Source organism: Streptomyces sp. GL_140 (genome assembly GCF_057834465.1).
Window position 1 is genome coordinate 351,207 of the sequence record NZ_CM174404.1, and the last position, 19,771, is coordinate 370,977.

Sequence of the window (19,771 nt, forward strand, 5' to 3'; positions counted from 1 at the left end):
GCGACCTCGGCCAAGTGGTGGATCATCCGTCCAAGGGGCGGGCCGTGACCCCGTGAGCGGGTTCCTGACCGGCGCCGGTGGCCAGGACCCGCACTTCCGAGCGGTCGCTGATCTCCGCCTGGATGATGCCCGTGGCGTCCTCGTAGACGGGGTGGCCTCCCGGCCCCGTCCGCTCTGTGGCGGTCACCCGCACGACGTCCGGGCCGCCCTCGGCGCGGCCGGGAAACACCAACTCGTACGCTCGACGTGTCCCGCCCCCCGGCTCGTCCGCCACTGGATCCGCGATCGGATGGCGCGCTCCGTCGAGATCATGCTGCGCACCTGCGGCTGTTTCTCCCATCACTCTCTCCGCTCTGCGCCGGTGCCGACGCGGGACAGTCGTAATGATTCCGGCTTTCCTTTCATCCTCCACCTCCCGGGCCGATGGCGCCGATCACGGAACGACGGTGTGCCGCCTTCGACCGAGGTCCTGAGCCTGAGGTCGGCGGGCGGGGCCACCGTCGCATTCACTCTCCGCGACCATCGGGATTCCGTGCGGCACACGCCGCGCCCTGGCGCGCGCCCGGACCAGTCCGCCCGCCGCTACGGCCGGCCTCACATGCAGGGCGCGAGCCGGGCATCCGTGACCGGCGGAGCGGTACCCGCCGTTCTACGATGCCGTTGAGGACCTCGGGACAGAGGGACCGGAGGGCAGATGCCTGAGCAGGACCGGGAACGTGGAGCGGACCGGAGCGACGCACGGCGGCGGGCTTCGATGCCGGCCGGTCTTTCTGCGGCCTCGGACACGGGGATGGACCGCTTCGCCCGGCTGGTCTCACGACTGCTCCACGCGCCGACGGCCTTCGTCTCGCTGATCGACGAGGACCGGCAGATCCTGCCCGGACTGGTCGGTCTGCCGGATCCGTGGGCGGCGCGCCGGGCACTGCCCTTGTCGCATTCGCTCTGCTGGTACGTGGTGGCCCACGGGAAGCCCCTGGTCGTGCCCGATGCCCGCGTCGACGAGCGGCTCCGCGCCCACCCGGCCGTCGTGGAACTCGGAGTCGTCGCGTATGCGGGGATGCCGCTGACCGACGACGACGGGCTCGTCCTGGGCTGCCTGTGCGCCATCGACCACGAGCCACGGACGTGGGACCACGGCGAGTTGAGCGACCTGGAGGATCTCGCCGCGGCCTGCTCCGCCGAGCTGCGCCTGCGCTTCCTGTCGGCACAGAGCCGGTCGGCACAGACGGTGCTGGAGACCGCGCGGGCCGCCGCCGAGCGCGCCCGGAGCGACGCCCAGCGCCTGGAGCACGAGGCCCAGGCCGGGCTGGACCACGCCGAGCTGCTGCTGAGGGCGTCTGAGGAGCTGGCCCAGACGTCAGGGCTGGAGGACGTACGGCGACGGCTGCGGGACCTCTTCGTCGGCGTCGGCAAGCCGTCGTACGTCGGCCTGCTGGTCGCCGGCAAGGACGAGCTCCACCGGGTTCCCGACCCGGACATCGAGCACTCGGTGGAACACGAGGTCCTGACCATGCCCTTGAGCGCGGCGTTTCCCAGCACCCGGGCCCTGCGGGAACGGCGGGCGGTCTTCGTTCCCGACCGCGAGGCGCTCGTCGCCGACTACGGCCCCGAGGCGGTCTCCTTCTTCGACCGCATGGGCTTCACGACGGTGCTGTGCCTGCCGCTCTGGGGCAGCCGCGCGCTGCTGGGCGTCCTCGCGATCTGCTGGGCCAAACCACACGAGGTGAACGTCACCGAGCGGGCCACGCTCACCGCCGCATCCGGTTACATCGCGCAGGCGGTGGAACGAGCCCTGTACCTGGACGAGCGCATTTCCGTGGCCCGGCAGCTCCAGGAAGCCATGCTCACCGATCTGCCCCTTGTCGACCAGGTCGAGATCAGCGCCCTGTACCAGCCGGCCGCGGTCGGTGACATGATGGGCGGGGACTGGTACGACGCCTACCACCTGCCGCCCTCCCCGTCCGGCCGGCCCGGAGCCCTCATGGTCACGGTGGGTGACATCACGGGCCATGACATGCACGCCGCCACGGTCATGGGCCAGATCCGCAGCATGCTGCGCCAGGCCACCCTCGACCACCCGCCGTACAGCCCTGCCCGCGCTCTGACCGCCCTCGAGGCAGCGTGCTCGGTCCTGCCGGTCGAGGCCAGCGGCACACTGCTCCACGCACGCCTGGACCACGCCGACACCGGCCCCGACTGGACGCTGACCTGGTCGAACGCGGGCCATCCGCCGCCACTGCTCCGCACCCCCGACGGCCGGGTGACCACCCTGGTGCAGCACGACGTGCTCCTCCACCGAGGCCTAGGGCCGTTCCAGCGGACCGAGCACCGGCGCGACCTCCCCGCGGGCTCCACCCTGTTGCTCTACACCGACGGACTCGTCGAGCACCGCGGCCACGACATCGAAGCCTCCATCGCACAACTCGTCGGCCTGCTCGCCCGCCACGGCGACCGGCCGCCGGCCGAACTGGTCCACCTGCTCTGCGGCAGGCCGGCCCACCTCGATTCCGCGGACGACGTCGTCGTACTGGCCCTACGCGTTCCCTGACCTGGTGCGGCGCACCGGGAGAGGGGGGCAGCGGCGCACGCTCATCCCCACGGTCCCCGGCCTGCCGTCGGCGCCGTCATCCCCGTACGGCCGCCCGCACGCTGCCGCTGCCGCTCCCGCTCCCGCTCCCGCTCCCGCTCCCGCTCCCGCTCCCGGAGGAACGCCGCTCCGAGTTCGACGCACCGCTCGTCCGGGACGTTCTCCCTGGCGTCGTTGAGGATGGTGCGCTCTTCCTCGTCGAGGTGGTGGGTGACCGCCTTGACCAGGTCCTCCAGGCGCGCTTCCCACGCGTCGGAAGCCACCTCGGAAACCTCCAGCAGTGCGAGCAGCGCCTCGTTGCCCTCGGCGTGCTCCTTGGCCCCGTGCTCAACGTCCGCGTTGTCCACGTCCTTGAACCTCTCAGCATCCCCCGACTCGGTCGACCTTTCGGATCCTGCCGGTCCGGTCCGCGCCGTCCCGGGCCGTGCCCCGGCGTGCTGCGGGGGCTCCCGCGTACTGGAACGCAACTCGGGTGCCCCTGCGGCGCGGCGAAGTGCAGTGCAGTGCAGTGCCGAACGACACGGACCCGGCGAGACGGAAGGAGGCGGCCTAGTCGGGCGGTTCCACCACAGGCGGCCGTTCGACGGGCGAGGGCTGGTCGGGGGCCGGTCGCGGGTCACGGGGCTTGGGCCCGGGAGGTCCGGGTTCCGGATCGCGCGGCACCGGATCCGGCCTGCTGGGGATCGGGCCGGGGCCTTCGGGTTGCGGTTCAGTGGTCCAGTCCATGCGCTTCACCTCGAAATTCCTTGCCTTGCATCGCGCGTCGATGATCGGCGCGCCCTCGGCGCCTGCCCCGTCGGACCCGCCTCAAACGGCCTCGGCGCGGGAGCGGAGCGGGAGGCCGGCCGAGCCCATCGGGTGGTATGCGGCCTCGCCGCAGACGGTAACCAACCTGGTCGGACGGCTGAGGGGGGCCGCACGGATCCCCCTCGCGGCCCCGGTCAGCATCGCCCTGTCGTCGTCCCCCGCCGTGCACGCCGGACGATCAGGACGCCAGCCAGTACTCCGACGGCCGCGATCAGCACGGTGCGGTTGCTCCGTGCCGCGACCCGAACCGCCTTGCCCCGCACGGAGTCGAGGCCCTTGCCCTTGCCCGCCGCGAACCTCCCGACGTGCGCGGCCGTATCCCGCAGCCGAGCGGTGGCCTGCCCGATCTGCCCCTTGGCGCCGGCCATCCCGTCGTGGGTCCGCGCTGCGGCGTCCACCGTGGAGGACAGTGCTCCGACCGTCCGTCCGAGCTCCTTACGCGTGCGCGCGACCTGCCGAAGAAGTTCCTGTGCGGTGGGGAGGGACGTGCTGCCGTGTGACCCGGTCCTCGTCATCGAGGTGTCCTTTCCTTCGAATCCTTCTCCGCTTGCCTGGGCTGTCCGCTGCGCGGATACCCGGCAACGAGCCGATAACGCAGTCGGGACCCGAGATGCCGACCGCTGACTCCCGGCCCGCCTGAGGCAGAGTCAGCCTTCCTCGACCCGGAGCTCGCCCGGCAGCATGCTCCGACCGACGTGTGCGCAGAAGGCGACGATCCGCCTCTGGGGCGACCGGAGTTGGGTCCCCGATGTCCTGGGGCATGGAGTTGACCGGGAGTTCGATGGCATCGGCGAGGGTCGGGGCGCCGGGCAAGGCAGTGGGCCCGGACTCCTGGAGTCCGGGCCCACTGCCTTGAGCAGGTCAGGCCGGCGGGATACCGAAGGGGCTGTTGGGGGCGTAGTAGGTGCGCAGTTCCTCGCGGTACCCGGGGTCGGCGAGGTGCTTGTCCCGGTGGAATTCGGGCGCGTCCTTGATCTGGCCCATCGTCCGGTCGACGAAGACCTTCCGCTCCTGCGGGTCGACGCTGACGACGGTGCCCGCCGGAAGCAGGACCTCCTTGCCGAAGATCCATACACCGGTGTCCACGACCAGGTAGGCGTCACCGACCTCGTCGGAGTGCTTGTGGACCTTGCCGATGCCGCCGTCGGTCGCCTCGACCTTGTAGCCGGTCAGATCGGTACCGGCCAGATGGCCGGCGGTCGCCCTGTAACTCCACACGTGTTCAGCCACGCGAAAACAACTCCTCCGGTAGGGGGAGGACGACAAAGGATTTCTGCCGTCCGTTCTTTCTCCGTGCGTCGCGAGGGGGAAACTCCGAATCCGGACCGCTACCAGCGGTACCAGCGGCCGCTGCCGCCCTTGGGACGGGCGACGAAACCGATCAGCCACAACACCAATACGGCTATGGCGACCCACCACAGGAGCTTCAGTGCGAAACCCGCACCGACGAGAACCAGGATCAGAAGCAGAACGAGAAGAAGGGGAACCATGATTATCGACCTCCGAAATTCCGTCTGCCCCGTTCCCGCCCCCTCACACCGCCGAATTCGTGAATCAGGAGTCACAGGGCCCGCAAGGCGGGAAGGAGCACCACCTGCGAGGAGATCCCGCCCGCCGACCGACGAGGAGGCAGAGGCCATGACCACCAGCCGCGCCGATGCCCGGCTCAAGCTCCCCCGGCACGAACGCCGAGGGGAGGCACGACTGCCCGCCGTGGTCGCCACCCTGGTGGCGATCGGGCTCTACCAGATCCTGCCGCAGCAGCTTCTGGTCGGACCCCGCTATGTGCTGCTCGCCCTGGAACTGCTGCTCCTCGTCCCGTTGATCGCGATCAATCCCAGACGGCTCACCCGCCAGACCAGGCTCTCCCGCGCGCTGTCCCTGACCCTCGTCCTGGTCATCGCGGCGAGCAACCTGGTCTCCCTCGGGATCCTGATCCACGATCTGGTGTCCGCCGGGGTGAAGGACGGGGGCTCCCTGCTGACGGCCGCGTTCCAGGTCTGGCTGACCAACATCGTGGTCTTCGGTCTGGCCTACTGGGAACTGGACCGCGGCGGCCCCGTCAGCCGGACCCAGGCCGCCCGCGCCGATCTGCCGCTGGCGGACTTCCGCTTCTCGCAGGACGAGAACGACGACGCCGTCAAGGAGGTCGCGGACGGTTCCAGCGTCAAGTCCGACTGGGTCCCCACCTTGATGGACTACCTCTACGTGTCCGTCACCAACTCGACCGCCTTCAGCCCGACCGACACCATGCCCCTGTCCACCCGAGCCAAGCTCCTGATGAGCGTGCAGGGCGTCGCCGCGCTGATGACCTCACTCCTCGTCATCGCCCGCGCGGTGAGCATCCTGCACTAGACCTGCCGTCAGTTGGTGCGGACCTGCCGGATGGGGGCCCGCCGGAGAGGGGCGCCGGCGTGGTGGAGGCTGGCGAGGGTCTGCCGGTAGGAGCTGATCAGACTGGTCTCCAGGTAGCCCACTCCCAGTTCCTGGCAGTGGCTGCGCACGATGACCTGGGCCCGGCGCAGGTGGGGGCTGGGCATGCTCGGGAAGAGGTGGTGCTCGATCTGGTAGTTCAGGCCTCCGAGCACGATGTCGGTGAACCGCCCGCCCCGAACGTCACGGGAAGTCAGCACCTGGCGGCGCAGGAAGTCCGGCCGGTCCGCGCCCCGCAGGGTCGGCATGCCCTTGTGGTTCGGGGCGAAGATGGAGCCGAGGTAGATGCCGAAGAGGCACTGGTGGACCACCAGGAACGCGATCGCCTTGCCGGGCGGGAGCACCACGAACAGCGCACCGAGATAGACCACGATGTGCGTGAAGAGGAGGAAGCCTTCCCACGCCCGGTTCTTCAGGGCGTCGTCCGCCAGTGACCGGATCCCGGACACGTGCAGATTGAAGCCTTCCAGCGTGAGCAGCGGGAAGAACAGGAATGCCTGGGAGCGGCCAAGGAGCCGCGGCAGCCCCTTCGCGGCGCGGGCCTGGTCCTGCGTCCACACGAGGATGTCCGGATCGAGATCGGGATCGAGGTCCTCGTGGTTCGGGTTGGCATGGTGCCGGCTGTGCTTGTCCTGCCACCAGCCGTATCCCATGCCGATGCCGAGGTTTCCGGCCAGGCGCCCGGACAGCTCGCTGGCCTTGCGCCGGCGGAACACCTGCCGGTGCGCGACGTCGTGCGCCAGCAGTGCCACCTGACCGAACACGAAGGCGAGGAATCCGGCGGCGAGCAGCGTCCACCAGCTGTCGCCGATCAGCACGAAGGTCGCGCAGCCCATGGCGTAGAGAGCCGCCACGGTGGTGATGCGCAACATGTAGTAGCCCGGGCGCCGAACCATCAGGCCGGCCGCCTGGATCCTCTTGGACAGCCGGGCGAAGTCGCTCCCCGTCTGCGCCCCTGCGGGCGGGGGTCGCACCGTCTCCAGAGAGTTCATGATCGGATGTCGCTTTCCACGGCTTTGTCGCGATCCCCTTCCACTGCCCCGGCCAGGCGGGCCGGCGTTCCCCGATGCCGGTCGCAGATGACGAGGGTCTCCTCGGGACGGCCCCGGTCGAGTGGCGTCGGCCCGGAAGGCCCCACCCAATCCCCCGGGGCGCGACCGCCGGTCCTGCCGACGGTCCAGCGCCCCGGCACACCGTCAATGGCGCACCGATTACCAGTAGTGGCGTCGTCCGCCGACCGCGTGCCCGACCGAGCCGAGAATCCAGAGCACCGCGCCCACCACGAGCAGAATGATCCCGATGGTCCAGAGGATGGAGATTCCGGTCAGGAATCCGATGAGCAGGAGGATGAGTCCGGCGAAAAGCATGATGCCCTCGTTGTCATGTCGGGAATTCGACGGAACGGTTGATCCGCCGGGGTGTTTCAGATCGCGTGTACCCGAGAATTCCGTCCTTAGCTGCCGATCGTCCCTGATCTTCTGCGGGGGATATCCACCCGCTCACCCGAGGAGCTTTCCGTGACCGGAACAGGACTGGACGGATTCACCGGCGTCCTCGACTACCCGGTTCGTCTCACGGCGCCGGTGACAGCCGGGTCCGCAGGGCGGAGTGCCCGCGCTCCCAGGCTTCCCGTACGTGTGATCCGAGGCGGTCCTCCAACAGGACGGTCGCCACGCAGCCGAAGGCCACGTCGGGCTCCAGGTCCGGTTCGTCGGCGAGGAGGCCGCCGATCACCTCGCGCCGTACGACCTGCTCGTGCACGGCGTCGGCCTCGACGTGTTCCGCGTAGAAGCGCTCCGCGGCCGTACCCGCCCCGCATCGCCGCATGGCCTTGGCCATACGCCGCGAGCCGGGCGAGGGGGTCACTTCGACGCAGGCGAAGTGACCCACCAGGGCCCCGCGCAGGGCGCGGGGCAGGCCGAAGAGCGACATCAGGTTGACGGTGGCGAGCAGCGGGGCCGGGGCGTGGTCCAGATACCTGCCGTATGCGTGGTCCAGGCCGAGGTCGTCCATGAGGTCGGCGAAGAGCTGCGCGTGGATGTCCGCCGCGCGCCCGGCGCCGAACTCGTCGTACTCGATCGCGACCATGGCGGCCTTGGCCCGTCCGGTGAGCCGGGGGACGACCCAGACGTGCGGGTCGGCCTCCTTGAGGTGGTAGAGGGAGCGCAGGGCGGCGCTCGACGGGCTCGACGAGGAGCGGCGCGAAAGCCTCCTCGACCGACCGGGCGGCATCCGCCAGCTCGGTTCGCAGGGCGTGCAGGAACCGGGTCTCCATCGCCTGTCGCAGGCGGAGCAGGTCCGGATCCCATTCCCGGTCGTCGCCGACTCCCCCGAAGCCCCGGTAGTGGAGTTCGTACAGCATGTAGAGCGCGAGCTGGAGGTCCTCGCCCCACGGATCGGCCGCCAGCTCTTCCCACTCGTCCCCGTCGGTCAGGCCCCGGCTCATCAGCCAGGCCCGCCTCGACCGCAGCACCGGGCCCCATGGCACCAAGACCCGCGACACCACTCGGACCGCCAGGCCTCCGCGCCTCAAGTACTCCGTGGTGGTCGCGGCCCCGCACATCGCCGAGTGCACCATGAGCAGAACCCCGCCCGGCTGCAACGGCTGCGGCGCGTGCGCACAGATCCTGTCGATGACCGCGCGGCCGTCCGAGCCGGCGTCCCATGCGCGGGCGGCGCCGTGCGACGGCAGGCGGGCCCGCGGGGACGGTACGTACGGTGGATTGGCGAGTACGACGTCGAAGCGGCGGCCGCTCGTGCGCGCGGCGAAATCTCCGTGCAGCACGTGCAGCGGCAGCCGCCTTCGCAGCGCGTTGAGCCGGGTGGCGATCACGGCCGGCCAGGAGACGTCGACCGCTGTCACCCGCACCCCGGCCCCGGCCGCACACAGCGCGAGAGCGCCGGTTCCGGTGCCGATCTCCATGACCTCGGTCGCGGGCCCCAGCTCCTCACGGGAGAGCGCATCGGCCAGCAGGTGCGTATCGGACTGCGGGCGGTACACACCGGGCGGGGTGATCAGTCGTACCGAGGCATCCCAGCTGGTCAGGGCCGTGTCGAGCATCGCGCACCACCGTGTCGGATGCGGTCCACGCTGGGCAGATCGCCGATTGGTCGAACGAGTGGCGGCTGCCCGAAACGCGGGGGCCTACCCAGGACCTGCCGATCTTCGGAGGATCACACGAGGGCGTCCGATGTTGCGGTGCTTGGCAGCGGGGCGGCTCGCCGCATTCGACTCGCCGTGCCGCGCTCGTCCCTTGTCGACGGTGCGGGCAGCGATCTCCTCGGCCTTCTTCCCGCTCTCCGCCGGTCGAGCACGCTCTCTCCAACGGCGGAATCAGTCCTCCGTGGCGGACGGCATGGAGTGCCTCACATCGAGGACGGTGTCGGCTCCGGTGATCGCGAACAGGCTCCTGAGCTGGTGTCCGGGCGCCACGATGCGCAGATCGGTGGCCTGGTGGATGCGCAGGAGCAGGTTCAGGAGAGAGGAGTCTCCGAAGCTGATTCCGGAGGCGTCCAGGATCACGCGGCCGTGCGACCGGGCCGCCGCGGCGAGCGCGTCTGAAAGCGGCCTGACGGTACTCATGTCGATTTCCCCGCGCACGGCGATCACACAGGTGTCGGCGGTCTCGTAGGAGACGGTCACTGCCACATCGGCGGCTGACAGCTCCGGATCCTCGGGGAAAAGGTCATCACCGCCATCGTCCATGGTCACGAGTATGCCTCCGAGCGGCGCAGCCGGCTCTGCACGAACGTGCGACGGCCCAACGCCTTCACTCGTGCGGGGCAGCCGCACCCTCGTGACTCCGGGCGGTACGGGAAGCCCTGGCCTCCGCTCGGCATCGGAGCGGCTCGGGAGGCATACACCGCGAGGTCCCGGGCAGTCGCGGCCCGTCAGAGGAAATACGGCACGGCCGAGAGGACTGATGGTCATGAGCAAGGCGAAGGCCAAGGCCAAGCAGGTCAAGGGCAAGATCAAGGAAACCGCCGGCGACGCGATGGGCGACAGGAGCATGCAGGCGGAAGGCGCCGCGGAACGTCTCACCGGCAAGGCGCAGGAGGCCGCGGCGAAGGCGGCGGACCACCTCAAGAAGTCCAAAAACTGAAGTCCGCCTGTCGTCATCCCCTCCGCCCCCGGGGCCGTCGCCTTCACGCGACGGCCCCGGGGGCTGTCGCGTCCGGCAGCCGGGGACCCGAGCCCCGTCCGGTATCCCTTGTCACGAGGGAGGGTCAGCCTGCCCTGTATGGGGGTATATACCGAACGGAAAGACGACGACGGTCCCCTGCTGCGCTTTCCGGCCGCAGCCCCAGCCGTCGGAGGTTTCATATGTCAACCATTTCCCGCGACATTGCGGACCCCCTCCATACCGAGCTCCTCCCGGGCCCCCTCGGTATCCCCGAGAACCCGGTCGCCGTGAGCACCACGGACGCCCGGACCCTGTCCACAGCGCTCTTCCGGCGTCTGGGCACCCTGGAGGAGGGCACCCCCGAGTACTCGTACGTTCGCAACACCCTGGTCGAGCTGAATCTCAGCCTGGTGAAGTACGCGGCCCGCCGCTACCGCGCGCGCAGGGAGCCGCTGGAGGACATCATCCAGGTCGGCACGATCGGCCTCATCAAGGCCATCAACCGGTACGACGTGGAGCGCGGGATCGAGTTCGCCACGTTCGCGATACCCACGATCAGCGGTGAGATCAAGCGGTTCTTCCGTGACACCAGCTGGTCGGTGAAGGTTCCCAGGCGTCTGCAGGAGCTGCGGCTCGACATCGCCAAGACCTACGACGCCCTCGAACAGCGACTGGGCCGTCGGCCGACCGAACACGAGCTGGCGCAATGCCTCGGCATCACCGACGCCGAACTGGACGAGGGCCTCCAGGCCGCCAACGGGTACACCGCGGGCTCCCTCGACGCGCCCCTCATCGGCGAGGACACGAAGGTGGCGCCGCTGGCACACTCGCTCGGCGCCGAGGACGCGGCGTACGACCGCATCGAGTGCCTGGAAACGCTCAAGCCCCTGCTGACAACGCTCAGCGACCGCGATCGGCAGATCCTGGCCCTGCGCTTCGGAGGGGAACTCACCCAGTCCGAGATCGGCGACCGGCTGGGCCTCTCCCAGATGCACGTCTCCCGGTTGCTCAACCGGATCATGGAACGACTGAGGACGGGCCTCCTGACCGACGACGACACCGACGCGGACGACACCGACGCCTCGTGAGCGCGCAGGTCAGGGCATAAACGGCTGCTTCCGGGGCAAAAGCATGGAAAAGACGTCGACATCGGAAAGTGATCGTCATGACCAGCCGGGGCTCCCAGGACATGATGAGCCGCACGATCTCCGCGAGCCCCTTTGCGCACCCCGCCTTCTTCTACCGGGGCGAGCACGAGTACGTGGCCGCTCTGATGCCCTTCATCAGGGCCGGAGCGGAAGCCGGAGAGCCCGTCGCCGTAGCCGTACCGGACGCGAATCTTCAGCTGATCAGGGCGGAACTCCGCAACCAGGACTCGAACCCCACGGGACCTGGTGTCCGATTCCTCGACATGACGCTGGCGGGGCGCAATCCGGGCCGGATCATCCCCAAGGTTCTGCTGGCCTTCGCCGACGCACACCCGTCCGGGCACGTCCGTATCGTCGGTGAGCCCATCTGGCCGGGTCGCACCCCTCGGGAGTACCCGGCGTGCGTCCAGCACGAAGCCTTGATCAACGCCGCCTTCCACGGTCGCGACGTGACCGTCCTTTGTCCGTACGACGCGGAACGCCTGCCCCCCGAGGTGCTCGCCGACGCGCGGGTCACCCATCCGGCCGTCATCGAGGCCGGCCGGGAGCAGGTCAGCACCCTCTTCTCACCCAGCAGCGCTCTCGCACACTGCAACGAGCCACTGGCGCACCCCGCCGACGCCGCCACCTTCGAGTTCGACGAAGGATGTCTGCACGGCGCACGCCTGTTCGCCGACCGGATCGCCGCACGGCTCGGCACGACCGACGAGGACCGCGCCGCACTCTCGCTGATCGTCGCCGAGCTGACGACGAACAGCGTCGTGCACGCGGGTGGGAGCGGAACCCTGCGGCTATGGGCCGAGGAGGATCAACTGGTGTGCGAAGTGCGGGACCTCGGGCTGCTGCGCGATCCGCTCGCCGGTCGCGTACCGCCTCCGGCCGAGCGGCCCGGTGGCCGCGGACTGCTCCTGGTCAACGAGTACGCCACGCTGGTCCGCATCCACACCGGCGCCACGGGCACGGCGGTCCAGGTCCGCCTCGACCTGCGGCCGCCCGCCGTGGCATTGCCCTGACGGCCCGGCAGGGGCCGCCTCACGCCCGCCAACGCCTCATTCCACAAAGGGAGGTTGATCAACCGGTGGAGGACAGCGCGGCCCTCGCCCCTTCGGCGTCGTCGAGCCGACGCCTTTCACTCTCGGTGAGCCCGCCCCAGACCCCGAACGGCTCCCCCACCTCCAGTGCGTGGCGCAGGCAGTCGCGCTGTACCGGGCACAGCGCACACACCTCTTTCGCCGCCTCGTCCCGCTGCTCACGGTCCGGGCTCCGCTCGCCCGCAGGATGGAAGAAGAGACGCGAGCCCAGTTCCCGGCACGCGGCCTCCTCCTGCCACAACCAGTGGTGCTCGGCACGGCCTGGCAGACGCGACACGTTTCCCACCTCGGAACCTCCATCGGAGACGGCCCTGATCCGGACCGGATTCGGATACACGATCCCTTCTCGTCTGGCCCGGAGTACGCACCTCAAACAGATGCGCCCCGCCCCCGCCCGCGCCCCGGAGCGACGACGCGCAGGGATGCGTGCCCCTCCCCGGCCAACTCAGGGGATACCCGCGCATGATCAGGGATGGACCCGCCCACGCCGCCGGATTCAATCTTCGCTGCCCAGGCGTGCCCACATCCCGCCGGGGACGTGGGCACGCCGGCCTTTCCGGCTACCTGCTCACCGCCCTACCAGGACGATTTGGTGACTCCGGGCAGGAATCCCGCGTGCGCCTGTTCGCGCACGCGCACCCGGGACAGGCCGAACTTCCGCAGGTGTCCGCGGGGCCGACCGTCCACGCTGTCCCGGTTCCGCACGCGGGTGGCGCTGGCGTCGCGGGGTTGCCTGCGCAGTTCCGCCAGCGCGGCCGCGCGCTCGGTCTCCGTGGAGGACGGGCGCCGGATCACCTCCTTCAGCTCGGCCCGCCGGGCGGCGTACCGCGCGACGACCGCCTTGCGCTTCTCGTTCTGAGCGATCTTGCTCTGCTTGGCCATCAGACCTTCACCCCCCGGGCACGGATCCGCGCCACGGCGGCTTCGACACCGATGGCGTCCACGGTCTTGATCGCCCTGGCGGAAAGCTTCAGCCGTACGTGCCGGCCCTCACTGGGCAGCCAGTAGCGCTTGCTCTGGACATTGGGGTCGAAGCGGCGCGAGGTGCGCCGGTGCGAGTGGGAGATGTTGTTGCCGAAGCCCGGCTGGGCACCGGTCAGTTGGCAGTGGGCGGACAAGGGGTTACCTACCTCTCCTCGGACGATCCCTTGTTGATAATGGGAATCATTGTCATATACTAGCGCCATGGCTCGCTCCGAAGTACGCCCGATCATCAAGCTCCGCTCAACGGCGGGGACCGGATACACCTACGTCACCCGCAAGAACCGGCGGAACGATCCGGACCGCCTGGTGCTGCGCAAGTTCGACCCGGTGGTGCGCCGGCACGTCGACTTCCGCGAAGAGCGCTGACCCCCGCCCCCTGCCTGAAGGACACCGTCATGAAGCCCGGAATCCACCCCGCCTACGGCCCCGTCGTCTTCCGCGACAAGGCCGCCGACTTCGCCTTCCTCACCCGCTCCACCGCCACCAGCAGCAGGACGGTCGAGTGGGAGGACGGCAACACCTACCCCGTCATCGACGTCGAGATCTCCTCGCAGAGCCACCCCTTCTACACCGGCACCGCGCGCGTCCTGGACACCGCCGGCCGCGTCGAGCGCTTCGAGCGCCGCTACGGGAGCAAGGCGTGACCCTGCCCGTCGTGATCGTCGGCGGGCTCCACGCCGACGCCCGCAAGCAAGTAGTGGAACGGCTGCTGCACGCCGTGCCGGGCAGCGTCGTCCTCCACCACGACCTGGCCACGGCAGCGGCGGGCACCGTGCTGCGCGTGGTGCGCGACGCCTCGGGCGAGCTGTCCCGGGGCGAAGCGCCCCTCCTCAACGACTGCGCCTGCTGCGCGCTGCGCGAGGACCTCGTCCCCGAGCTGCGACGACTGGCCGACAGCGGCACGGCCCGGCTGGCCGTCGTCGAGCTCTGGGACTCGGTCGAGCCCAGATCGATGGCCCAGGTCGTCGCGGAACACGGCGGGGACGCGCTCGATCTCACCGGTGTCATCACCGCGGTCGACCCCGCGCTCGTACTGCCGTACCTCGCCAACGGCGACGACCTGGCCGACGCGGGGCTCGCGGCGGCAGCCACCGACCAGCGCACCGTCGGGGACACCTGGGCCCGTCAGCTCGAGTACGCCCCCGTACTCGCCCTCGTCGACAGCGAGGACGCCGACGACGAGGACCGCGCCCTCCTCGCCCAGCTCCACCCGACCGCCCGCCAGGTGCCCGCCGGATCCGGAGAACTCGCCCAACTGGCCTTCGCCGGCTTCGACGTGGAAGCGGCGGCCGCCGCCCAGCACCCGGCCTGCGCCCTGCTTCCCCAGGAGGCGGAGGAGGCGGGCGTCACCACGTTCGTCTGGAGCCGCCACCGCCCCTTCCACCCCGAACGGCTCTACGAGGCCCTCGAAGACCTCTGCTGTGTCGCCGTCCGCAGCCGCGGCCGGTTCTGGCTCGCCGACCGGCCCGACACCCTGCTCGCCTGGGACGCCGCCGGGGGCGCCCTGTGCGTGGAGAACGCCGGGCCCTGGCTGGCCTCCCTGCCGGACGCCGCCTGGGAGATGGTGCCTGCGATGCGCCGGGCGGCCGCCTCACTCGACTGGCATCCCGAGCACGGCGACTGCTGCCAGCACCTCGTCTTCACCTCCCCCGGCCTCGACCGGAGCGGCCTCGAACAACTCCTCGAGTCCTGCCTGCTGACCGACGCCGAGTACGCGGCGGGACCCGAGGCCTGGAAGGCCCTCCCCGCCGCCTTCGACTCCCTCCTCGACCCGGTTTCCTGACCCTCCGGGACCGAGCGTCTCCCTCACCCACGAAGCAAAAGGAATCCTGATGGCCCGTCGCCAGAGCGTCCACAAGCCCGTGAAGTCCCGTCCCAACCCCCTGGACGCGGCGAAGATCACGTACATCGACTACAAGGACACCGACCTGCTGCGGAAGTTCATCTCCGACCGCGGCAAGATCCGCAGCCGCCGTATCACCCGCGTCACCGCCCAGCAGCAGCGACGGCTGGCCTCGGCGATCAAGAACGCCCGGGAGATGGCACTGCTCCCCTACGCGGGCATCCGATAGGGACACCGAGACCGCCGGGGCGGACTCCGCACGGCGATTGCACGGCCGCCGGAGTCCCGCCTTCGGCGCTCAGCCCCGCAGGGCGGCGATGGCCTTCTCGATGCGCCGTTGGCGCGTCTCGGGCTTCTTCGCGCTCTCGATCGCGCGCACATGCTCGCGCTTGTGGCTGTACGCAAGGTTGTCGTAGGCGGCGCGGGCGACCGGGTCGTCGTCCAGAGCCCGGGCGAAGTCCGCGGGCTCGACGACGACGCGCGGCTCGGTGTCCAGCTCCAGTTCGACCTCGACCTCGTCACCGATCTCCACACCCGCGGCCTGCCGGTTGGCATGGCTGAGGCCGAGCAGGTGGCGGCCCCGCAGGATGGCGACCCGGCTCTTCCACGAGTGCCCGTTGACCGTGATCGTCACCGGCGGCCGCGCACCCCCGCCGAGCGCTGCCACCACCTCGGACGGAATCTCCAGACCCCGCATGGGCTCAGGTGGTTCAACGTGGGCCCGAAACTTCATGATCTCCTCCTGCTCGTCCCTCTCGCGTACCCCGGTCGCAGCCGTCCGGGGTGGCGGCGGCACGCGCCCCGCCGCCCCGGACGGCTGCAGAACAAGGACCGCGGCTACTCGGCGTAGGGCTGGTCGGTTCCCTGGGCGCTGTAGCCGAGACTCCAGATGTAGCCCTCCGGGTCGGCGAAGGTGCCGCCGTACCCGCCCCACGGCAGAGCGCCGGCGGGCTTGAGTATCGTCGCGCCGGCCTTCGCGGCCTCCGCGAGGACCTCGTCGACCCGCGCCTCGCTGCGGACGACGTAGGTCAGAACCAGTCCGCTGAAGCCGCTGCCTTCCTGGTCCGTGCCCACCTGGTCGGCCAGGCCTTCACGGCTGTAGAAGCCGACGGGCGAGGCACCGTCCGATTCGAAGAACACCGAGATGCCGAAGTCGCTCTGGATCTTCCAGCCGAGCCCCTCGGCGTAGAACTGCTTGGCCCGGTCCATGTCCCGGACGCCAAGAAGGATCGAGCTGACGTGCGCCTTCATGTCCTGCTCCTTGTGCATGGGTAGTTGTGTGGCTCATGGAGGGTCATGCGCCCGGCCGGGCTTCCGGACAGGACCCGGTTGCCACCCCGCCCCTGTGACCTCGCCGCCCGGTGGGCAGCCGCTGCCGCACCGGCGCCCTGACTTGACTTCACCCTACCCATTGACTTGAACGCGTTCATTCAATTGGGAAGCTTCGGCTCGTATCGCGTGTCGCGCGTCGGCGATCCCTGGTCGGTAAATCTGAGCAGTCGTCATGCTCGTTGTGAACGACCGGGTTTGACCGCGCGGCCGAGCCGCGTCCCAAGGGCGCTCCGACGGCGGCTGCGCGTTTCCCGGGTCGTCCCGGCTTCCGCTTTCCGGCCCGACGGCGGTCGCGAAAGCCGCGTAGGGCTCTGATGGGCGAATGAATCAACGATTCTGCCCGGGCGATCAACGTCACCAACGAGACGGACAAGCGGGTGAGCGTCTACCTCGGCACGAGCTGCAACACCTTCGTCACGACCCTGGATCCCGGCCCCGGAGTGTCCTACGTCGGTGGTCCCCAGTCGGTGCGGGTCATCGGCTGACGGACGCGGAGCCAGCGCCCGCCGGCCGCCTGCCGACGGGCGCCCGCGCAGGCCCCGCCGGGGTGGTCGCCATGCTGCCCCAATCGATCGTGGAGGCATCACAGGCAGGCCGTTGGTCCGCTGTCGAACAGTGGGGTTACACCGGCACGGGACGACGGTCATGCTGGCCCTATGACTTGGCAGAGGCTGGCTTGGATCTGCGGCGCCGTCTGGGTACTCGCCGCCGCAGGCCTCATTGCGTACTTCACCGCGGTCGGGCTCGACCAGGCGGACAAGTTGGCGAGCGTCATCGGCCTGACGGTCACGCTGATCGGACTGGCGTGCCAGGTGTTCTCGCTGGTCATGGCGCACAACGCGACTGCGCCGGCCCCGGGTCCCGAGTACGTCGGGGGGTCGAAGATCTCGGTCCGGAGAGTGAAGGGGCGGTCGCGCGTGACGCTCAGGCGGCATTCGGGGGCACGGCGACCGGGCCCGGTTTCCCCGCCGGCGACCGGTTCGCACATCGAGGGCGACCATGTACAGGTCGACGGGGCGGGCGAGTCAGTGATCGAGGAGCGGTGAGCCCTCGACGCGGCTGGCTGGCGGGCCCGGGGCAACAGGTCACGGTGCACGGCAACATGACCGTCGTCGAGCGGGTCGGCAGCTCCGTCGTACAGAACATTCAGCAGCCACCGCTCTACCGCCTGGAGCCCGCCGCACGGGCACCCCTCGACATCGACCGGGACCAGGCGCGGGAGCAGCCCAGCCAGCTGCTCAACCCCCGTTACCGTCAACCGGAGTTCGTCGGACGGGCCGCACTGCTCCGGGATCTGCGCAAGTGGTGCCGCGCCAGGGCCGCCTCGTCGGCGCTGCTGCTCCACGGTCCGGGCGGTCAGGGAAAGTCCCGGGTGGCCGAGGAGTTCGCACGGCGGTGCCGGGACGAGGGCTGGACCGTCTTCCAAGTGCGGCACGGAAGCGACCACATGACCCGGACCCACATCGCCGTAGCGGAGGCGGACACCGACTCCAGGGGCCTCCTGATGATCGTCGACTACGCCGAGCGCTGGCCCGGCCAGGACCTGACCGGCTTCATCAGCGACTGCACGCGACAGGACGACCGCGCGTTGAGGATGCTGTTCATCGCCCGCGCCGCTACCGGCTGGTGGAGCACGCCGTCCAAACATCTGTGGGATCTCGACGCGCGGGTCGAGATACGCGAACTACCCGCCCTTACCGAGGAGATCGACCACACCACCCTGTTCACGGCCGCGCGCGCCCACTTCGGCGCGGCCCTGAGCGTTACGGCCGCGCCCCGCACACCGCCCGATCTGGGCGGCGACGGGTTCGCCACCGTACTGGCGGTGCACATGGCGGCGCTGGCCGAGGTGGACGCCCTGCGCCGGGGCCAGGAACCGCCGCGCAGCCCGGCCGAGATCTCCACCTACCTGCTCCTGCGCGAGCACACGTACTGGGAGCAGTTGTGCACCGGCGGCCGGGTCTCGATCCCGACCGGCACCTTCGCCCGTACCGTGTACGCGGCCACCCTCACCGGGGCCCTGCCGTGGCAGCAGGCCCATGAGGTGCTCACCCGTCTCGGGATCAACCCCGCCGATCCGGGCCAGGCCCTCGACGGCCACGCCGTGGCCTACCCGGCGCGCCGGCCGGACACGGTGTTGGAACCGCTCTACCCCGACCGGCTCGGCGAGGACTTCATCGCCCTGATGCTGCCGCACGGACCGGTGCCTTCCCTCATGCAATCCCCGTGGACCACACGCGCCGCCCAGCGGTTGTTCTCCCTCCCCGACGAATCGATCGAAGCCCTGTCCTGGCCCAGACGCGCGCTGATCACCCTGATCGAGACGGCACAGCGCTGGGACCACGTGGCGGAACGCCAGCTCGTGCCGCTGCTCACCGACCGGCCCACGCTGGTGCACAGGGCCGGGTCCGCCGCGCTCTCCGCTCTCGTACGGATCCCGTCCCTGCCACCGCGGCTGCTGGACGCCATCGAGTCGAGCCTGCCGTTTCGGGACCCGGAGCTCGACGCCGGCGCCGCCGAGCTCGCCCGGCACATCACCCCGTATCGATTACGGCGCGCGGGCCACGACGCGGAGGCCCTCGCCCGGGTCCACAGCCGTTTCGCCCACCGCCTCGACGGAATTGGGCAGTACGCGGCCGCCGCAACCGAGATCGAGCACTCCCTGCGCCTCCTGCGGGGACTCGCGCCGCACCTCGACCGCCATCGGGAGCTACTGGCCGTCTTCCTTGACTGGGCCGGCATCTACAACGAGCTGAAGGGTGACTACGTACGGGCCCTGGAGTGCAGCACAGAGGCCGTTGCGCTGTACCGGGAACTGGCAGAGCGGCACCAGGACGAGCCGGAGGTGCACGGCGAACTGCAGCGGCGCCTGACCTACGCCCTGGCCAACCTCGCGGGTCGCGAGCTCCTCGATCCCGCCGAGCAGCTCAAGGTGGCGAAGGAGGCGGTGGACGCCTGTCGGAGCCTCGTCCACGGCGATTCGATCCCGGACGACGTGGAGCTCGCCGGGGCCCTGCACAACCTCGGCATGGCGCTCCAGGAGCTGGGCCAGAACGCGGAGTCGCTGGCTCCGATTCGCGAAGCGGCCACGATCCGCAGGGAACAGGCCGACCGGAACTTCGCCGGATACGCCCAGTACCTGGAACAGGTCCTGGACGTGCTCACCCACCACCTCGCCGTCGCGGAGCTGTGGGACGAGGCCCGAAGCACCCTGCGCGAACGCATCCACGTCCTGCGCAGACTGGCCGACGCCGATCCGGGCCGCTTCTCCGGACCACTGGCGGAGGCAGAGGAGCAGCTTCATGCAGGCGGAGGGGAAGGCCCGCGCTAGACCGTCCCGGCGCCGCGGTCGTGGACCAGGAGCGGCGGGGCGGGGCTCCCGACAGCCACGAGCAGCTGGGCCGGGCGCGGTGGGATGGTAC

The 19,771-nt window shown here is 70.1% G+C and carries 23 protein-coding genes and 2 pseudogenes; 11 read left to right on the forward strand and 14 right to left on the reverse strand.

What is annotated here, in order from left to right; translation table 11 throughout:
* Positions 1–22 precede the first annotated feature (22 nt).
* Complete coding sequence (locus tag AC3IYJ_RS01775; RefSeq protein WP_489399562.1) at positions 23–340, reverse strand: DUF6296 family protein; 318 nt, start codon at positions 338–340, stop codon at positions 23–25.
* A 450-nt stretch (positions 341–790) separates the two neighbouring features.
* On the opposite strand from AC3IYJ_RS01775, the gene AC3IYJ_RS01780 reads away from it, so the two are divergent.
* On the forward strand, positions 791–2,548 hold the full coding sequence (locus tag AC3IYJ_RS01780; protein ID WP_489399563.1) for a SpoIIE family protein phosphatase: 1,758 nt from the start codon (positions 791–793) through the stop codon (positions 2,546–2,548).
* Between the two features lie 41 nt (positions 2,549–2,589).
* On the opposite strand, the pseudogene AC3IYJ_RS01785 reads toward AC3IYJ_RS01780, so the two are convergent.
* The 4 genes and pseudogenes from AC3IYJ_RS01785 to AC3IYJ_RS01800 form a co-directional block, all read right to left on the reverse strand.
* A pseudogene (locus tag AC3IYJ_RS01785) lies at positions 2,590–2,949 on the reverse strand (hypothetical protein); the annotation flags it as partial.
* A 579-nt stretch (positions 2,950–3,528) separates the two neighbouring features.
* Positions 3,529–3,909: a DUF3618 domain-containing protein gene (locus AC3IYJ_RS01790; RefSeq protein WP_489399564.1), complete on the reverse strand. Its 381-nt coding sequence runs from the start codon at positions 3,907–3,909 to the stop codon at positions 3,529–3,531.
* Positions 3,910–4,255: 346 nt separating this feature from the next.
* A complete protein-coding gene (locus AC3IYJ_RS01795) occupies positions 4,256–4,624 on the reverse strand; it encodes a PRC-barrel domain containing protein (RefSeq protein WP_489399565.1) in 369 nt (122 codons plus the stop codon).
* Between the two features lie 98 nt (positions 4,625–4,722).
* A complete protein-coding gene (locus AC3IYJ_RS01800) occupies positions 4,723–4,884 on the reverse strand; it encodes a hydrophobic protein (protein WP_489399566.1) in 162 nt (53 codons plus the stop codon).
* A 148-nt stretch (positions 4,885–5,032) separates the two neighbouring features.
* Between AC3IYJ_RS01800 and AC3IYJ_RS01805 the strand changes: the two genes are divergently transcribed.
* Positions 5,033–5,749, forward strand: coding sequence for a hypothetical protein (locus AC3IYJ_RS01805; protein WP_489399567.1), 717 nt, complete (start codon positions 5,033–5,035; stop codon positions 5,747–5,749).
* Positions 5,750–5,757: 8 nt separating this feature from the next.
* On the opposite strand, the gene AC3IYJ_RS01810 is transcribed toward AC3IYJ_RS01805, so the two are convergent.
* The 4 genes and pseudogenes from AC3IYJ_RS01810 to AC3IYJ_RS01825 all read right to left on the reverse strand — a co-directional run bounded on the left by AC3IYJ_RS01810 (position 5,758) and on the right by AC3IYJ_RS01825 (position 9,533).
* Positions 5,758–6,819 (reverse strand): fatty acid desaturase family protein, encoded by a 1,062-nt coding sequence (locus tag AC3IYJ_RS01810; protein WP_489399568.1) that lies wholly within the window; start codon positions 6,817–6,819, stop codon positions 5,758–5,760.
* A 219-nt stretch (positions 6,820–7,038) separates the two neighbouring features.
* Complete coding sequence (locus AC3IYJ_RS01815; protein ID WP_330294304.1) at positions 7,039–7,194, reverse strand: DUF6131 family protein; 156 nt, start codon at positions 7,192–7,194, stop codon at positions 7,039–7,041.
* 205 nt (positions 7,195–7,399) lie between these two features.
* Positions 7,400–8,888: pseudogene (locus AC3IYJ_RS01820) on the reverse strand (HemK2/MTQ2 family protein methyltransferase).
* Between the two features lie 273 nt (positions 8,889–9,161).
* Positions 9,162–9,533: an STAS domain-containing protein gene (locus AC3IYJ_RS01825; protein WP_489402654.1), complete on the reverse strand. Its 372-nt coding sequence runs from the start codon at positions 9,531–9,533 to the stop codon at positions 9,162–9,164.
* A gap of 223 nt (positions 9,534–9,756) precedes the next feature.
* On the opposite strand from AC3IYJ_RS01825, the gene AC3IYJ_RS01830 reads away from it, so the two are divergent.
* The 3 genes from AC3IYJ_RS01830 to AC3IYJ_RS01840 all read left to right on the forward strand — a co-directional run bounded on the left by AC3IYJ_RS01830 (position 9,757) and on the right by AC3IYJ_RS01840 (position 12,112).
* A complete protein-coding gene (locus AC3IYJ_RS01830; protein WP_489399569.1) occupies positions 9,757–9,930 on the forward strand; it encodes a CsbD family protein in 174 nt (57 codons plus the stop codon).
* 221 nt (positions 9,931–10,151) lie between these two features.
* A complete protein-coding gene (locus tag AC3IYJ_RS01835; RefSeq protein WP_489399570.1) occupies positions 10,152–11,039 on the forward strand; it encodes a SigB/SigF/SigG family RNA polymerase sigma factor in 888 nt (295 codons plus the stop codon).
* Between the two features lie 77 nt (positions 11,040–11,116).
* Positions 11,117–12,112: an anti-sigma factor RsbA family regulatory protein gene (locus AC3IYJ_RS01840; RefSeq protein WP_489399571.1), complete on the forward strand. Its 996-nt coding sequence runs from the start codon at positions 11,117–11,119 to the stop codon at positions 12,110–12,112.
* 58 nt (positions 12,113–12,170) lie between these two features.
* Here the strand turns inward: AC3IYJ_RS01840 and AC3IYJ_RS01845 are convergent, their stop codons facing one another.
* The 3 genes from AC3IYJ_RS01845 to rpmB all read right to left on the reverse strand — a co-directional run bounded on the left by AC3IYJ_RS01845 (position 12,171) and on the right by rpmB (position 13,308).
* A complete protein-coding gene (locus tag AC3IYJ_RS01845; protein WP_489399572.1) occupies positions 12,171–12,467 on the reverse strand; it encodes a WhiB family transcriptional regulator in 297 nt (98 codons plus the stop codon).
* A 299-nt stretch (positions 12,468–12,766) separates the two neighbouring features.
* Positions 12,767–13,072, reverse strand: coding sequence for a 30S ribosomal protein S14 (gene rpsN / locus AC3IYJ_RS01850; protein ID WP_489399573.1), 306 nt, complete (start codon positions 13,070–13,072; stop codon positions 12,767–12,769).
* Positions 13,072–13,308, reverse strand: a complete 237-nt coding sequence (gene rpmB / locus AC3IYJ_RS01855) for a 50S ribosomal protein L28 (protein WP_489399574.1) — start codon at positions 13,306–13,308, stop codon at positions 13,072–13,074. The genes rpsN and rpmB overlap by 1 nt, the downstream gene beginning before the upstream one ends.
* Before the next feature lie 67 nt (positions 13,309–13,375).
* Between rpmB and rpmG the strand changes: the two genes are divergently transcribed.
* Genes rpmG through rpsR form a run of 4 tightly spaced genes read left to right on the forward strand, consistent with a single transcriptional unit; the run spans position 13,376 to position 15,246 of the window.
* Complete coding sequence (rpmG, locus tag AC3IYJ_RS01860; protein WP_489399575.1) at positions 13,376–13,540, forward strand: 50S ribosomal protein L33; 165 nt, start codon at positions 13,376–13,378, stop codon at positions 13,538–13,540.
* 29 nt (positions 13,541–13,569) lie between these two features.
* The gene (locus AC3IYJ_RS01865; protein WP_489399576.1) at positions 13,570–13,818 is read left to right on the forward strand and encodes a type B 50S ribosomal protein L31; all 249 of its coding nucleotides are present in this window, start codon (positions 13,570–13,572) and stop codon (positions 13,816–13,818) included.
* Positions 13,815–14,957 carry a CobW family GTP-binding protein gene (locus tag AC3IYJ_RS01870; RefSeq protein WP_489399577.1) on the forward strand — a complete coding sequence of 381 codons (1,143 nt, stop codon included), beginning with the start codon at positions 13,815–13,817 and terminating at the stop codon, positions 14,955–14,957. The genes AC3IYJ_RS01865 and AC3IYJ_RS01870 overlap by 4 nt, the downstream gene beginning before the upstream one ends.
* A gap of 49 nt (positions 14,958–15,006) precedes the next feature.
* Positions 15,007–15,246: a 30S ribosomal protein S18 gene (gene rpsR, locus AC3IYJ_RS01875; RefSeq protein WP_489399578.1), complete on the forward strand. Its 240-nt coding sequence runs from the start codon at positions 15,007–15,009 to the stop codon at positions 15,244–15,246.
* 69 nt (positions 15,247–15,315) lie between these two features.
* On the opposite strand, the gene AC3IYJ_RS01880 is transcribed toward rpsR, so the two are convergent.
* Both AC3IYJ_RS01880 and AC3IYJ_RS01885 read right to left on the reverse strand, forming a co-directional pair.
* Entirely contained in the window at positions 15,316–15,750 is a 435-nt protein-coding gene (locus tag AC3IYJ_RS01880) for a YdeI/OmpD-associated family protein (protein WP_489399579.1), read from the reverse strand.
* A gap of 104 nt (positions 15,751–15,854) precedes the next feature.
* Complete coding sequence (locus tag AC3IYJ_RS01885) at positions 15,855–16,268, reverse strand: VOC family protein (protein ID WP_489399580.1); 414 nt, start codon at positions 16,266–16,268, stop codon at positions 15,855–15,857.
* Positions 16,269–17,005: 737 nt separating this feature from the next.
* Between AC3IYJ_RS01885 and AC3IYJ_RS01890 the strand changes: the two genes are divergently transcribed.
* Complete coding sequence (locus AC3IYJ_RS01890) at positions 17,006–17,395, forward strand: hypothetical protein (RefSeq protein ID WP_489399581.1); 390 nt, start codon at positions 17,006–17,008, stop codon at positions 17,393–17,395.
* Positions 17,392–19,680 (forward strand): hypothetical protein, encoded by a 2,289-nt coding sequence (locus AC3IYJ_RS01895; RefSeq protein WP_489399582.1) that lies wholly within the window; start codon positions 17,392–17,394, stop codon positions 19,678–19,680. The genes AC3IYJ_RS01890 and AC3IYJ_RS01895 overlap by 4 nt, the downstream gene beginning before the upstream one ends.
* The last annotated feature ends 91 nt before the right edge of the window (positions 19,681–19,771 follow it).